The 13,738-nt window shown below is 68.1% G+C and carries 14 protein-coding genes; 2 read left to right on the top strand and 12 right to left on the bottom strand.

Annotated features, from left to right (window positions below; translation table 11 throughout):
* Positions 1 to 54: 54 nt before the first annotated feature.
* From rplS to DXK21_RS09740, 4 genes are all read right to left on the bottom strand, one after another.
* Complete coding sequence (gene rplS, locus DXK21_RS09755) at positions 55 to 477, bottom strand: 50S ribosomal protein L19 (RefSeq protein ID WP_114817593.1); 423 nt, start codon at positions 475 to 477, stop codon at positions 55 to 57.
* A gap of 2 nt (positions 478 to 479) precedes the next feature.
* The gene (gene trmD, locus DXK21_RS09750) at positions 480 to 1,232 is read right to left on the bottom strand and encodes a tRNA (guanosine(37)-N1)-methyltransferase TrmD (protein ID WP_114817592.1); all 753 of its coding nucleotides are present in this window, start codon (positions 1,230 to 1,232) and stop codon (positions 480 to 482) included.
* Between the two features lie 308 nt (positions 1,233 to 1,540).
* Positions 1,541 to 3,379, bottom strand: a complete 1,839-nt coding sequence (locus DXK21_RS09745) for a DUF885 domain-containing protein (protein WP_114817591.1) — start codon at positions 3,377 to 3,379, stop codon at positions 1,541 to 1,543.
* A 249-nt stretch (positions 3,380 to 3,628) separates the two neighbouring features.
* Entirely contained in the window at positions 3,629 to 5,293 is a 1,665-nt protein-coding gene (locus DXK21_RS09740; RefSeq protein WP_114817590.1) for a thiamine pyrophosphate-binding protein, read from the bottom strand.
* Positions 5,294 to 5,389: 96 nt separating this feature from the next.
* Between DXK21_RS09740 and DXK21_RS09735 the strand changes: the two genes are divergently transcribed.
* Both DXK21_RS09735 and DXK21_RS09730 read left to right on the top strand, forming a co-directional pair.
* On the top strand, positions 5,390 to 5,527 hold the full coding sequence (locus tag DXK21_RS09735; RefSeq protein WP_105563734.1) for an entericidin A/B family lipoprotein: 138 nt from the start codon (positions 5,390 to 5,392) through the stop codon (positions 5,525 to 5,527).
* Positions 5,528 to 5,624: 97 nt separating this feature from the next.
* Positions 5,625 to 6,029 (top strand): YidB family protein, encoded by a 405-nt coding sequence (locus DXK21_RS09730; protein WP_114817589.1) that lies wholly within the window; start codon positions 5,625 to 5,627, stop codon positions 6,027 to 6,029.
* 174 nt (positions 6,030 to 6,203) lie between these two features.
* Here DXK21_RS09730 and truA read toward each other — a convergent pair whose 3' ends face one another.
* From truA to DXK21_RS09690, 8 genes are all read right to left on the bottom strand, one after another.
* Complete coding sequence (gene truA, locus DXK21_RS09725) at positions 6,204 to 6,953, bottom strand: tRNA pseudouridine(38-40) synthase TruA (protein WP_114817588.1); 750 nt, start codon at positions 6,951 to 6,953, stop codon at positions 6,204 to 6,206.
* Complete coding sequence (gene fmt, locus DXK21_RS09720; protein ID WP_114817587.1) at positions 6,953 to 7,876, bottom strand: methionyl-tRNA formyltransferase; 924 nt, start codon at positions 7,874 to 7,876, stop codon at positions 6,953 to 6,955. The genes truA and fmt overlap by 1 nt, the downstream gene beginning before the upstream one ends.
* A 27-nt stretch (positions 7,877 to 7,903) precedes the next feature.
* Positions 7,904 to 8,119 (bottom strand): hypothetical protein, encoded by a 216-nt coding sequence (locus tag DXK21_RS09715; protein ID WP_105563730.1) that lies wholly within the window; start codon positions 8,117 to 8,119, stop codon positions 7,904 to 7,906.
* Positions 8,119 to 8,700, bottom strand: a complete 582-nt coding sequence (locus DXK21_RS09710; protein ID WP_114817586.1) for a peptide deformylase — start codon at positions 8,698 to 8,700, stop codon at positions 8,119 to 8,121. The genes DXK21_RS09715 and DXK21_RS09710 overlap by 1 nt, the downstream gene beginning before the upstream one ends.
* A gap of 72 nt (positions 8,701 to 8,772) precedes the next feature.
* Positions 8,773 to 9,045, bottom strand: a complete 273-nt coding sequence (locus DXK21_RS09705) for a hypothetical protein (protein ID WP_114817585.1) — start codon at positions 9,043 to 9,045, stop codon at positions 8,773 to 8,775.
* Positions 9,046 to 9,093: 48 nt separating this feature from the next.
* Entirely contained in the window at positions 9,094 to 9,486 is a 393-nt protein-coding gene (locus DXK21_RS09700; protein ID WP_114817584.1) for an acyl-CoA thioesterase, read from the bottom strand.
* 111 nt (positions 9,487 to 9,597) lie between these two features.
* On the bottom strand, positions 9,598 to 10,767 hold the full coding sequence (locus tag DXK21_RS09695) for a patatin-like phospholipase family protein (RefSeq protein ID WP_114817583.1): 1,170 nt from the start codon (positions 10,765 to 10,767) through the stop codon (positions 9,598 to 9,600).
* Between the two features lie 118 nt (positions 10,768 to 10,885).
* On the bottom strand, positions 10,886 to 12,949 hold the full coding sequence (locus tag DXK21_RS09690; RefSeq protein WP_114817636.1) for a phytase: 2,064 nt from the start codon (positions 12,947 to 12,949) through the stop codon (positions 10,886 to 10,888).
* Positions 12,950 to 13,738: the final 789 nt, after the last annotated feature.

Genomic DNA, 13,738 nt, shown 5'->3' with positions numbered 1-13,738 from the left:
CCCGGCGTTTCCGCCGGGGCCTCGATCTTTTCAGCGTAGAGCGGGGGCTTAAGACTAAGCCTCGTCGCCCTTGTCGTCCGAACCCGTGACCGGAACAGCCACGCCCTTGGCCGGACGAACCGTCTGGCGCTCTGCGATACGGGCCGACTTACCGCGACGGTCGCGCAGGTAGTACAGCTTGGCGCGACGGACGACGCCGCGACGCTTCACTTCGATGGACTCGATGTTCGGCGACAGGATCGGGAAGCGACGCTCCACGCCTTCACCGAAGGAAATCTTGCGGACCGTGAAGGTCTCGTTGATGCCGCCGCTGTCGCGGGCGATGCAGACGCCTTCAAACGCCTGGATACGTTCGCGCTCGCCTTCCTTGATCTTCACGAAGACGCGCAGGGTGTCGCCCGGCTGGAAGTTGGGGATGGTCTTGCCTTCGAGCAGGCGGGCTTTTTCTTCGGCAGCGATCTGCTGAACAATGTTCATGTCTATTCTCCTCGGGCTTTAGCGCCCTTTGCCTTTGATTTGGCGGAGCCAGGCTCCGCGATCGTCTTTGCGAGATGCGCCGCCCAGAGGTCCGGGCGCCGTTCCTGCGTCGTCACCTCCCGCTGCGCCTCTCGCCATTGCGCGATCTTCTTGTGATCGCCCGACAGCAGCACCTCGGGAATGTCGTGCCCCTCGAACGTCCGCGGTCGCGTGTACTGCGGGTGTTCCAGAAGACCGTCCTCGAAGCTTTCGGACGACAGGCTGTCTGCCGCGCCAAGCACCCCGGGGATCAGTCGTACGCACGCCTCGATCGCCACCATGGCCGCAGCCTCGCCGCCGGCGAGCACCGCGTCTCCGACGGAGACCTCCTCGAACCCGCGCGCGTCTAGCACCCGCTGGTCCACCCCCTCGAAACGACCGCAAAGCACGACGATTCCGTCGGCCTTGGCCCATTCCGTCACTCGCGCCTGCGTCAGGGGTCGACCGCGTGCGCTCATGTACAAAAGCGGCCGAGGCGGCCCTTCCAGACTATCTAAAGCCCGGGCCACCACGTCCGCTTTAAGCACCTGACCGGGACCGCCACCCGCGGGGGTGTCGTCCAGGAAGCCGCGCTTATCTTCGGAAAACGCCCGAATGTCCAGCGTCTGCAAATCCCACAGCCCCTTCTCGCGCCAGGCGGTGCCGATCAGCGACACGCCGAGCGGACCGGGAAAGGCCTCGGGGAACATGGTCAGGACGGTGGCGGTAAAGGGCATGGCGGCGGCTCATACACCAGAAAGTCGGAAAAATCCGAGTCTGACTGCAATGGCCGCCCTCCCTCTCCCGACGGGAGAGGGCTTGAGCCTCCAAGAGCGAAGCGATTGGAACAGGCGAAAGGGTGAGGGGCTCGGCCCTTCAGTCGGCGTGAGCCGTATCACTGCGGGTGGCTTAGCTCTCGAACGGCGACACGACGGCTTTCGCCGACGGCATCCGCGAACCCTCACCCTTTCGCCTTGGCGGATCGCCTTCGGCTCTCCGAGGCTCAATCCCTCTCCCATCGGGAGAGGGACCAGCGATTGAGCTTTTAGTCCGGCGCACCGCCGCCCGTCGCGATCCAGGCGTCGACCTGATCGACCAGCACGTCCAGCGGCACGGAACCGGAGCCGAGGACCACGGCGTGGAAGTCCTTGATGTCGAACTTGTCGCCCAGAGTCGTCTCGGCCTTGGCGCGCAGTTCCTTGATCTTCAGCTCGCCGATCTTGTAGCTGGTCGCCTGGCCGGGGTTGGTGATGTAGCGCTCGACCTCTTTCTGGATGTCGCGCTCCGACAGCAGGGAGTTCTGGCGGAAGTAGTCCATCGCCTGTTCGCGGCTCCAGCGCTTGGCGTGCAGGCCGGTGTCGGTGACCAGACGCACCGCGCGCCACAGCTCGGTCGAAAGGCGGCCAAAGTCGGAATAGGGGTCCTGATAGAAGCCCATCTCCTTGCCCAGTTGCTCGGCGTAGAGGCCCCAGCCCTCGGCGTAGGCGCCATAGCCGCCAAACCGGCGGAAGCGCGGCAGGCCTTCGATCTCCTGCGCATAGGCGATCTGGAAGTGATGGCCCGGCGCGCCCTCGTGATAGCTGATGCCCTCGATCTGGGGCTTCAGCACCTGGGTCATATCCGACAGGTTGACGTAGTAGATGCCCGGTCGCGAGCCGTCCGGCGCCGGCGAGTTGTAGAAGGCGATGGAGGCCGTCGCCTCACGGAAGGGCTCGACCGCCCTCACCTCCAGCGCCGCCTTGGGCAGGTTGGAGAACCACTGCGGCGACACGGCCATAACCTGGGCAACGAAGGCGCGGGCGTCGGTCAGATACTGCTCCTTGCCCTCCGCCGTGTTCGGATACTGGAAGCGCGGATCGGTCTTCAGGAAGACGAAGAAGTCCTGCAGCGAACCCTCAAAGCCCACCTGCGTCTTGATGGCGTCCATGTCGCGCTGGATGCGGGCGACCTCGTCCAGACCGATCTGGTGGATCTGGTCGGCGGTCAGGTCAGTCGTGGTCGAGAGCTGAAGGCGGGCGTTGTAATAGGCCTCGCCGTTCGGCAGCCGCCAGACGCCCGCATCGCTGTCGGCCAGCGGCTGGACCTCGGCCAGGGCCGTCAGCACCGTGTCGAAACCGCGCTTGTAGGGGCCGGTCAGGGCGGCGCGGGCCGAGGCCAGAAGCCGGTCCTTGGTCGCCTGATCGGCGTCGAGCGCGGCGACCTTCTTCTGGACGTCGGCCCAGACCGGGTTGTCGGCGCCGTTGTCAAAGGGCGCGCCGGCGATCACCGCGCGGGTGTTCTCGATGGACGGCGCAAAGACAAAGCGCGGCGAGACCACGCCCTCGGCGGCGCGGGCCTTCAGCGTCGTGGCTACCTGACCCATGTAGCGTTCCGCTTCGCCGATGCGCGAAACATAGGCCTCGGCGTCCGAGACGCTGCTGATGCTATGGTTGTTGATCAGGAAGACGGGCAGGCTGGTGGTCGGATTGCCGTTGGCCGCAAACTGGAAGCCCCAGTCGCGCCACTGGTTCGACAGCCGGGCCTGGTCGACGCCGTACTCAAACAGGCGCCAGGACAGCTTGCTCTGGGGGCCTAGCTTGGCCGGATCGAACTGGGCCTTCATCTGCGCCAGCTGCGCCTCCTGAAGGGCCAGCGAACGAGCCGAGGCGGCGTCGGACACATCGTCCAGCTTGTCGTAGTCGGTCTTGATACCCAGCGAGGTCATCTGCTGCGGGCTCAGCGCGATCCGCGCCTGGAAGGCCTGTTCGAAGAAGGCGTTGAGGCGCGCATCCTCGCTCTGGGCCTCAGCGGGCGCCGCGACCGGCGCGGCGGCCTGGGCCAGGACGGCGGGCGCGGCGCCGCAAAGCGCCAGAACGGCGGCGGACGAGATCAGAAAACGACGCATGAAACCCCCTCGGAACTGCGAGGCGGCACTGTTCCCCGCGGCGGCGTCAGGTGCAAGCCGCTGACGCAATCCTTCTCCCGATGGGAGAAGGTGGCCCGAAGGGTCGGATGAGGGTTCGCGGTTGAAGTCGGCGTAAGCCGCCGCGCTACGGCTCACGCCGACGGAGACGTCAGCCCCTCACCTTTTTGCCTTGCCGATCGCTACGCTCTCGGAGGCTCAAGCCCTCTCCCGCCGGGAGAGGGTAAAAGACTATTGCCCGCGCAAATCCGTGATCGTCCGCCCCGGCGCGATCTGCTCGGCGTCGGTGATCAGGTGGATCAGGGCCGGACGCCCGGCCGCCGCCGCCTCGCGCGCCGCCGCCAGGGCCTCAGGGAAGTCCTCGGTCGTCTCGCAGCGGACGGCGAAGGCGTCGAAGGCCTCGGCGTATTTGACGAAGTCGGGGTTCTTCAGCTCGGTGGCGATGATGCGGGTCGGGTAGTCCCGCTCCTGGTGCATTCGGATGGTGCCGAAGGTCCCGTTGTCCACGACCACGACGATGACGCCGAGCCCGTACTGGGCGGCGGTGGCCATCTCATTGGCGCTCATCATGAAGTCACCGTCGCCGGCGATGCAGACCACCTCGCGCGACGGATCGACGACCTTGGCCCCCAGGGCCGCCGGATAGCCGTAGCCCATGGCGCCCGAGGTCGGGGCCAGTTGGGTCCGGCGGGCCTGATGGCGGTGGAAGCGGTGCAACCAGGCGGCGAAGTTGCCGGCGCCGTTGGTGATAATGGCGTCTTCGGGCAGGGCCTCGGCCAGATGGGCGACGACCTCGCTCATGTTGACCGCGCTCTTGACCTCGATGGGCGAGGAGAAGGCGAGGAAGTCGGCGTGGGCGGCGGCGCCCTGCTCGCTCCATGTACGGCCCGGCTCGATGGCCGACAGGGCCAGGGCGGCCAGAGAATTGTCAGACGCCGCCGACAGGCTCGGCGCCCAGACGCGGCCCAGTTCTTCGGCGCCCGGATGGATGTGGATCAGGGTATCAGCCGTCCTGGCGCGATCCAGCAGGGTATAGCCCTGGGTCGGATTCTCGCCCATGCGGGCGCCGATCACCAGCAGCAGATCGGCGTCCTTGACCCGTGCCACCAGCTTGGGGTTCGGTCCGAGGCCGAGGTCGCCCGCATAGGCCGGATGGTCGTTGCGGATCAGGTCCTTGCGGCGGAAGGACAGGGCGACGGGCAGGCCCAGTCGCTCGGCCCAGCCGGAAATCGCGTCGGTGGCGGCGTCGGTCCAGCCCGACCCGCCGAGGATCAGCATGGGGCGCTCGGCCTTGGCCAGACGCGCCTTCACCTGCTCGACGAAGGCCGGGTCCAGCGCGGCCTTGGCGGCGACCACCGGGCGCACCGGAGCCGGGCCGCCGTGGTCGTGCAGGATGTTTTCGGGCAGGGCCACGACCACCGGCCCCATGCGGCCTTGCAGGGCGGTGGCGAAGGCGCGCTCGACCACCTCGACGGTGCGTTCCGGGCTCTCGATCTCGGTGGCCCACTTGGCCAGGCCGCCGAAAACCTCGCGATAATCGACCTCCTGGAAGGCGCCGCGGCCCCGGTCGGTCAGGGCGATCTGGCCGACGAACAGGATCATCGGCGTGGAGTCCTGATGCGCCGTATGCACGCCGATGGAGGCATGGGTCGCGCCCGGTCCGCGCGTGACCATGCAGACGCCCGGCTTGCCGGTCAGCTTGCCATAGGCCTCGGCCATGTTGGCCGCGCCCGCCTCGTGGCGGCAGACAATGACCTCGATCCGGTCGCGCACGTCGGCCAGGGCGTCGAGCACGGCCAGATAGCTTTCGCCCGGCACACAGAAGACCTTGTCCACCCCGTTCATCACCAGGGTGTCGACCAGACGGCGGGCGGCGGTATCGAGAGCTTGCGTCATAAGATCGCCGTTAGCAGATTGAAGGATGAATTGGCCATGCTGCCTTATGGTCAAGCTTCATGTTGAAGCGTCAATCGTCATTTCGGGGAAACCTCCATGCGCAAGCTCATCGTCCTCGGCGTCATCGCCGCCGCCCTGACCACCGCCGCCTGCAACACCGTCGCCGGCGTCGGCCGCGATCTGGAAGCCGCCGGCCAGGCCGTGACCTCCAGCTCCAACTCGGCCCGCAACTAGGACCGTCATCCCGGCGGGGTTTGCGATCGTTTGCGATCCCGCCACAAAAGCGTAGCCTCCGTCCCTCAGACTGCCGACCTCACATCGGAGAATGACCATGGGACTGCTGGATAACGTGCTGGGCGGCCTCGGCGGAGACGCCGCCGGCGGCCTGTCGGACCTGCTCAAGGGTCAGGGCGGCGTCGCCGGTCTGGCCGAGAAATTCGGTCAGAACGGCCTCGGCGACGTCGTCGGTTCGTGGATCAGCAAGGGCGGCAACGCCGGGATTTCGCCCGAACAGATCGTGGCGGTGCTCGGCTCCGGTCCCATCGCCGACTTCGCACAGAAGCTCGGCATTTCGCCGGAACAGGCCAGCGAGACCCTGGCGGGCCTGCTGCCGGAAGCCGTCGACCGCCTGACGCCGAACGGCTCGGCCGAGGGCGCGGACGACCTGCTCGGCGGCCTGATGAACAACCTGCCGGGCGGCCTCGGCGACGCCCTGGGCGGTTTGTTCAAACGCTAGAAGAAACGCGACCGCTTCTTCCCTCCGTCATCCTCGGGCTTGACCCGAGGATCGGGCGCCCCGCGCGCTCGACGACAGGGCAATGGGGCATGGTCGCGGGCGCCCTTCCACCGATGCGGAGCCGAACACTCGATCCTCGGATCAAGCCCGAGGATGACGATAGAAAATGAAGACCTAAGCCTCGGCCTCATAGGTGACGCCCGTCAGATAGAGCCCGTCTGACGGCGCCACCGGGCCGCAGCGCGCGCGGTCCTGCGCAGCGAGCGCATCCGCCAAATCGGCCACGGCCCAGCGGCCCAGGCCGACCTCGGCCAGACTGCCCGCCATTGAGCGCACCTGACGGTGCAGGAAGCTGCGCGCCTCGAACACCAGATGCACCTCTTCGCCCACCCGACTGACGCGGGCGACGTCCAGCGTCTTGACCGGGCTGGCCGACTGGCACTGGGCGTCGCGGAAGGTGGTGAAGTCGTGCAGCCCCACCAGGGCTTGCGCCGCCGCATGCATGGCCTCGGCGTCCAGCGGCTTCTTGACGTGCCAGACCCGGCCCCGGTCCAGCGCCGGACGGCCGGGACGGTTGAGGATGCGATACAGATACTTGCGCCCATTGGCGGTGAAACGGGCGTGCCAGTCGTCGCTGACGGGGGCGCAGTCCAGCACCGCCACCGCCTCGTGCATCAGGTGGGCGTTCAGGGCGTTCATCACCGTCCGCGCCGGCCAGGCCTTGTCCAGATCGACGTGACAGGTCTGGCCCGTGGCGTGAACGCCGGTGTCGGTGCGCCCGGCGGCGGCGATGCGCACGGTCTGGCCGCTGAAGGCCGTCACCGCCGTCTCGATCGCGCCCTGCACCGTCGGCTGGCCGGCCTGAGCCTGAAAGCCGTTGTAAGCTGAGCCGTCATATTCGACCGTGAAACGATAGCGGGGCATCAGCCCAACACGGTTCCGGTTGCGACCGGAAAACCGCGCAGCATCTCTTCGGCCGACTGCGCCGCCTTGCCGGGCCGCTGCACGCGGCTCAGACGCACCGCGCCGGTTCCGCAGGCCACCGTCAGGACGTCGTCCAGCACCTGACCGGGCGAGCCTTCGCCATCGGCCAAAGCCGACATCAGGGCCTTGATCCGCACCGGCTCGTCGTCCGCCTCGACCTCGAACCAGGCGCCGGGGAAGGGCGACAGGCCGCGAATATGGGCGTCCACCTCGGCTGCGGGGCGGGTCCAGTCGATGCGGGCCTCGGCGGGGGTGATCTTCTTGGCGTAGGTGGCTTCGCCGACCTGTTCCGTCTCGGTGAAGCCGCCGCGCTCGATGGCGGCCAGCGCCCGCGGCCACAGAGCGGCGCCGAGGTGCGACATGCGCTCGGTGAGGCTGGCTGCCGTGTCGTCGGGATGGATGTCCATGACCTCGGACAGGATGATCGCGCCCTCGTCCAGGCCCTCGCTCATCCGCATGATCTGCGCGCCGGTCTGGCGGTCGCCGGCCATGATGGCGCGCTGGATCGGAGCCGCACCGCGCCAACGCGGCAAGAGCGAGCCGTGCAGGTTGAAGCAGCCGAGACGCGGCGCCTCCAGCACTTCCGGCTTGAGGATCTGGCCGTAGGCGACAACGCAGGCGGCGTCGAGATCGAGGCTCTGGAAGTCAGTGATGGCTTCCGGCGACTTCATGCTCTCGGGCGTGAAGACCGGCAGGCCCATGGCCTCGGCGAAGGCGTGAACGGGCGACGGCGTCAGCTTCTGCCCCCGGCCCTTGGGGCGCGGCGGCTGCGAATAGACGGCGACGATCTCGTGTCCCGAGGCGATCAGCTCGGCCAGCGACGGCACGGCGAAGTCGGGGGTTCCCATGAAGGCTAGGCGCATGGCCACGCCTTTAGACCCTGGGGCGGATTACATCCAGCGCGTATAGACGCCGCCGCCCTCGTCCCACTCGCCGCCCGCGTCCAGGGCGTCGTCGAAATCAAGCAGGCGGTCCAGCAGCAGGCCCGCCACCACGCCGACAGCGGCGACGGCGACGATGGTGGCCAGGCTGGCGGCGCCGACCTTCTGATTGCGGGTCAGGCGACGACGGCCGCGCGGGTCGATGATCGTGGTCTTGCGGGCCATCAGGCGGCGAGCCTTGCGTTCTTCTTGACCTTGGCGACGGCGCGTTCACGGCGCAGGCGCGACAGGTGGTCGATGAACAGGACGCCGTTCAGGTGATCCAGTTCGTGCTGGAAGCAGACAGCGTAGAGACCCTCGATCTCTTCCTCGATCTGCTGGCCGGCGTAATCCATGTAGCGCACGCGGATGCGCGCCGGGCGTTCGACGGCGTCGTAATAGTCGGGCACCGACAGGCAGCCTTCTTCGTAGGCGTACATCTCGTCCGAGGCCCAGACGACCTCGGGGTTGACGAAGAAGCGCGGGTTGCGACGGGCCAGTTGCAGGTCCTCGCTCTCCTCGGCCTCGGGGTCCTCCGACGCGCCTTCGACCGGCTTGTCGCCCAGGTCCATGACCACGACGCGCTTCAGCTCGCCGATCTGGGCGGCGGCCAGGCCGATGCCCGGCGCGGCGTACATGGTCTCCAGCATGTCGTCCATGAGGGCGCGCAGCGCGTCGGTCACGCCGCCCTCCACGGGCGGGGAGACAGCCTTGAGGATCGCCAGGTCGGCGGCGTTATCGATGGTCAGGATGCGACGAATAGCCATGGCCCGCAGGTAGGGTGCGAAGCCTCGAACGTCAAGAATTACCGAGTGCGGCGCTTGGTCTTGGCTTGACCATCAGGCGGCGGGCAGGGCCGCGTCCGCCGCCATCAGCAGGAGATTCACGGCCAGCCAGGCCAGGGCGATGGCGATGATGACCGCGCCGAGCCCCATGGCCTTGAACCGTCCGCGACACAGGGCCTGAAACCGCTCGGGATCATCAGCGCGCGCCACGCGCCGACGACTATGCCCCTTGGTGTAGACGACCCCGCTGCTTCGCGCCTGAAGGAGCGGCACCAGTTCCCGCAAGATCAGGAACAGGCCCGCCAGAAACGCCCCTAAAATCCACATTGTCAGCCCCCAAGCCTCCCCCGAGGCGTCGAGCGAACCTTGATAGATTTAAGCTTGGCTGTCCAGAACCGGCGGCAAGGGGCGCGGCTTGCGGTCCGCGTCGATGGCCACATAGGTGAAGACGCCTTCGGTCACGCGCACTGAGCGGGCCTCGGCCTCGCCGCGCGAGCGCTTCCAGACCTCGACGTGGACGCGGATCGAGGTGCGCCCCGTGTGGATCACCTTGGCGTAGGTCGAGACCTCGTCGCCGACCGAGACCGGCTGGTGGAAGACCATGCCGTCCAGGGCCACAGTGGCGCAGCGGCCGTTGGCGCGCTCGAAGGCCGGGGTGGCGCCGGCCAGGTCCATCTGGGCCAGCAGCCAGCCGCCGAAGATGTCGCCCTCGGGGTTGGTGTCGGCGGGCATGGCGATGACGCGGCCGACCGGCTGGCCTTCGGGCATGAGGACGGGCGCTTGTTCAATCTCGGACACGATGGGGCCTTGGAACGTCTTGGGGAGAAGGCCTCCTCCATGCGCCTCGACGCCGGGGTCAGGCAAGACCTCAGCCGCCCCCTATCCTCTGGGCCGCAACCGATCCAGCAGACCCTGAAGACCCTGCCGCTCAGCCACGGGCGAGCGCCACAGATCCCCCGCACGCGCCCGCTCTCGCGCAGCGTCGAACAGCCGCTGCATCGTGACGGTGTCGAAGCTCAACATGCCGCCCTGATCCGGGACGTCGGGGATGGAGGCGACGCTGATCGACAACCCTTGCGCCGCGCAGAAGGTCGTCGCCACGCCCAGGGCCTGGCGATAGGAGAACCGCAGCATGGCGTCGAAGCTGCGGGTCAGCACCGCCGCCACATTGGGCGCCGTGGTGCGCGGCTCCGGCTCCAGCACCGTATTGACCAGGACATGCACCCGCCCCCGGTGCAGCCGCCGCCCCAGGCGGTTCCAGCGCAACAGGCCCTCGGGCATCAGGAACAGCGGCGCGGCGACGCCGCCGTCGACGTGCATCTCCTCGAAAGGCTCGCCGTCGAACTCGCCCTCAACTGTGCAAGGGAAACGGCGCGGCGGGAACAGCCCCGGCAGGCTGGCCGAGGCAGCCAGGACCTCGCGGAACAGGGCCACGGCCCGCTCGCCGCCATGCGCGGCGATGGCCCCCATGTCCCAGATGCAGGCGCGCTGGCTGTCGAGGTCCGTCGTCGCCACCAGCAACCGCCGCCCCCGCGCGTGCTCGGCCGCCACGGCGTCGATCATGGCCTCATCGACAAAGGGATGGATCAGGGCGTCCAGAGCCTCGCCCCGGAACAGCCCGCCGGTGAAGCTGGAGGCCAGTCGGCGCAGGCTCAACAGGTCGGCGGCGTGACCCCCGACATAGGCGTCAGCCAGACGCTCGTCCCAGGCTGAGCCGAGAAAGGCGAAGGGCGCGATCAGGGCGCCGGTGCTGACCCCCGTAACCAGGGCGAACTCGGGCCGCGTCCCCGCCTCGCTCAGCCCGACCAGAGCCCCCGCCCCATAGGCGCCGCCCGCCGCGCCGCCGGAAATCGCCAGCATGTCGAACCGCCCCGACGACCAACCCGAACGCGGAAGCGACAGCCGATCCGCCGCCGCCTCCAGCGAGGCCTCGGCCTGTTCGACGCTTAGGCGAATGTCGGCAAACCCCTCGATCCGCCCCTGACCCGGCGGCGGCGCGGGCAGGCGCCCCTTGGGCAGACGTCGGACGGGAAGAAGGGGATCGCTCACCCGGCCTTCATCGGACGCCGCACCGCCTGGGTCAAATGACGATGATGTCGAACTTCGACCCAGTCGAACCCAGCCTGAAGCCGCCGGAGGGACAGAGCTGGATGCTCCGCGGTCCGACCTAGCGCCGCACCTCCAGCCCCAGGGCCTCGGCGATGGACGTCCACGGCACGTATTTGAAGTTCTGGTTCTCGCCCGGCAGGACGTTGCGGCCGTCCTGCGCCACCATGGCGCCGTGCTCGAAGCCGGGGCCGAGGTTGCGGCTGGTCACGTCCAGACCGTCGGTCTCGGACACGCCGTCGACGCCGCGCGCGCCGTCGGCGACGACGATGAAGGAGCCCAGATAGGCCTGGTCGCCTTCGCGGCGGAACACGGCGTAGCTGTCATTGCCCTGGCTGGACGCCACCAGATAGCCGCGCCCGCCGCCCAGATCATAGAGGCCGACGCCCTCCATATCGTCCTTCAGCGCCGGGTTCTCGGTGATGCGGGCGACCATGGTCATGGCCGAGCCGCCGTCCGGTTCGGCCGACAGACGCCACAGGCCGACGTCTTCCTCGGCGACATAGAGCTGACCCGCCGCATCATCGGCGACGCAGCCCTCGACTTGGCTGGAGAAGGCGAAGTCGCGCACGCGAACCGCGCGGACCTTGCCGTTTCCGGCGTCGGCGAGTTCCGACTGGCGCTTCTCGCCGTTGGAATCATTGATGAAGACATAGGTCTTGCCGGTCCGGGCCGAGCGATACATGCACTGGCCGTAGGGATCGCCCTGCCCCGTCGGCTGGACTCCATCGGCGACGTTGATCAGGCGCCGCGCCTCGGTGTCGAGGCGATAAATAGCCACCGCCTTGTTGGTCCGGTCGCTGGCCGTGACCAGCACCACCGGCTGCCCGCCCAGCATGAAGCCATCGCGCAGATCGACATTGTTCATCTTGCCGTCGGGCAGGTGCTGGATGACGCGGCCCTGCATGTCATAGAGGTTCAGCCCGGCCTTCTTGTCCGTGCCGATGATCAGGCTGTTGGCCGGGTTGATCGGATCAGCCCAGATGGCGGGGTCGTCGGCGGCGTCGCCGGGGCTGCCGACCGGGACGGTTTCCGCCACGGCGACGACGGCGGGAAAGCGCGGCGCGGCGACGGCGCGCGCGTCCTGCGGCGTTCCCGCGGACAGGTTCAGCGCCCCCGTCAGGGCGGCGATCGACACCAGCTTGTAGTTGGCCCCTTCGGCGGCGTCCTCGTCCGTCACCAGCAGCGCGCCCGAGGGCAGACCGGCCAGAGGCGTGCCGACGGCCTGAAGCGCCCCCGGCTCCTTGATCGCCGCGCCGCCGCGTCCCGTCAGGCTGGCGGCGCCCAGATAGGCATCGTCGGCGCTGTGGTCATAGACGAACAGCCGCCCGCTGGAGGCGTCGGTCGCGATCAGATAGCGCGCGCCCTGGCCGCCGTCATAAAGGGCCAGAGAGCCGCTTTCCTCGCTGATCCGACCCAGCCGCGCCGCGTCGACCAGGGCCGGAGCCGCGTCCGCTTCCGGGTCGCCGTTGAAGCGCCAGACGCCCACCGCCTGTTGCGAGACGTAGAGCTGGCCCGTCGCATCGTCGGCGACGCAGTATTTGACCTTGGACGACAGATTGATCCGGCGCGCCGAGCGCGCGTCCACCCTGCCCTCGGCATCGGCGTAGAGCAGCAGTTGTTCGATCTCGCCGCCGTCGCCCACGGCCACGGCATAGAGACCGCCGTCGCTGGCGTTGCGCAGCAGGCAGACGTCCTCGACCGCGAAACCCAGAGGCACGGCGCGCGCGCCCACCTCGACCGGCGCGCCATTGCGCATGGCGAAGATACGCAGGCTGTTTTCAGTCTTGTCGGTCGAGACCAGCAGGGTCTCAGGCCGGCCCTTGATCGGGAAGCCGTAGCGCACGTCCAGGCCGCCGGCCTCGCCCGCCGGAACCGCAGCCAATCGCGCGCCCGTCAGGTCGAAAACCTCCAGCCCCGACAGCCCGGCCGCCGAGACCAGACGATGCTGGCGAGCCTCGGCGCCCAGCACGATCACGCCGCTGCTGGCCTCGCCGGTCGAGGTCGTATCCACCGCCGCCACGACCGGAGCCGCCGCGTCCTGGGCCAGCGCGCCCCCGCTGATCGCCATCGCCAGCACCATGGCGCTGGCCCCAAAAAGATTGCCCGTCAGCCTGTTGGTCATGGTCGCCTCCCACATTTCTCGCCGCGCCTAAGCCATGGGCGCAGTAAGGGGGTTTTGCGAAAGATACGCGACGAAGGCGTTTCTGCGCGGCGACGCCGTCCTGTCGATCAGCGACAGACGGGTCAGCTCTGCGGCCTGAGAGTCCCGTTATCCCGGCCCGCTGATGCGCGCCCGGAGGCAGATGGCTCAGCGTCGCTCAAGATGGCGCGCGACAACCGTATGTGAAGAAATGGCGCGCCGCCTTGGACGAAGCCGAGAACTATTCCGCACTAGTCGCGGTGACCGGCTGATGTTTGGCAAGCGCCAGTAGCTCATCTGCGGCGGATATCGGGAGTCTGGTCCGTGGATGTCGCTGTGGCGCAAGCCGGCAGCAGACCGTGTCCGGTCAGCGCCAGATGCGGGCATTCCTTGTCGGCCGGAAAGCCGACGTTAGGTGGACGCCCGAGTGTCTGGTTCCCGGCCGATGGCCTGCGGGCCTTCGACATACTCGCGACGTCTGGCTCGCGACGTCTGGTCGCCGCCGGTGTCCGGATTCGCGAAATCGAGCTTTCCTGGCGGGCCGCAAGTTGTTGGGAATTCGTTGCCGCATATGCGTGCCTGGAGACCAGCCGAGGGGGAAGCGACACTTGATGCGGAAGTGAGCAGCGGTCATCAATGCGTTGACCAGAGGATGCAGACCGGCGATACGCGGGCGGCGCTCGCGACCATTCTGCGTGTCCTCGACCCGGGCGGCCTGTCGCCCGAAGACAGCCTCAGGCGCCTCGCGCAAAATCTGCTTCATCTCCCTAC

It is taken from the genome of Brevundimonas bullata (assembly GCF_003350205.1).
Taxonomy (GTDB): Bacteria; Pseudomonadota; Alphaproteobacteria; order Caulobacterales; family Caulobacteraceae; genus Brevundimonas; species Brevundimonas bullata.
The sequence above is the reverse complement of the archived record's forward strand: the minus strand, read 5'-3'. Positions and strand labels throughout refer to the sequence as shown.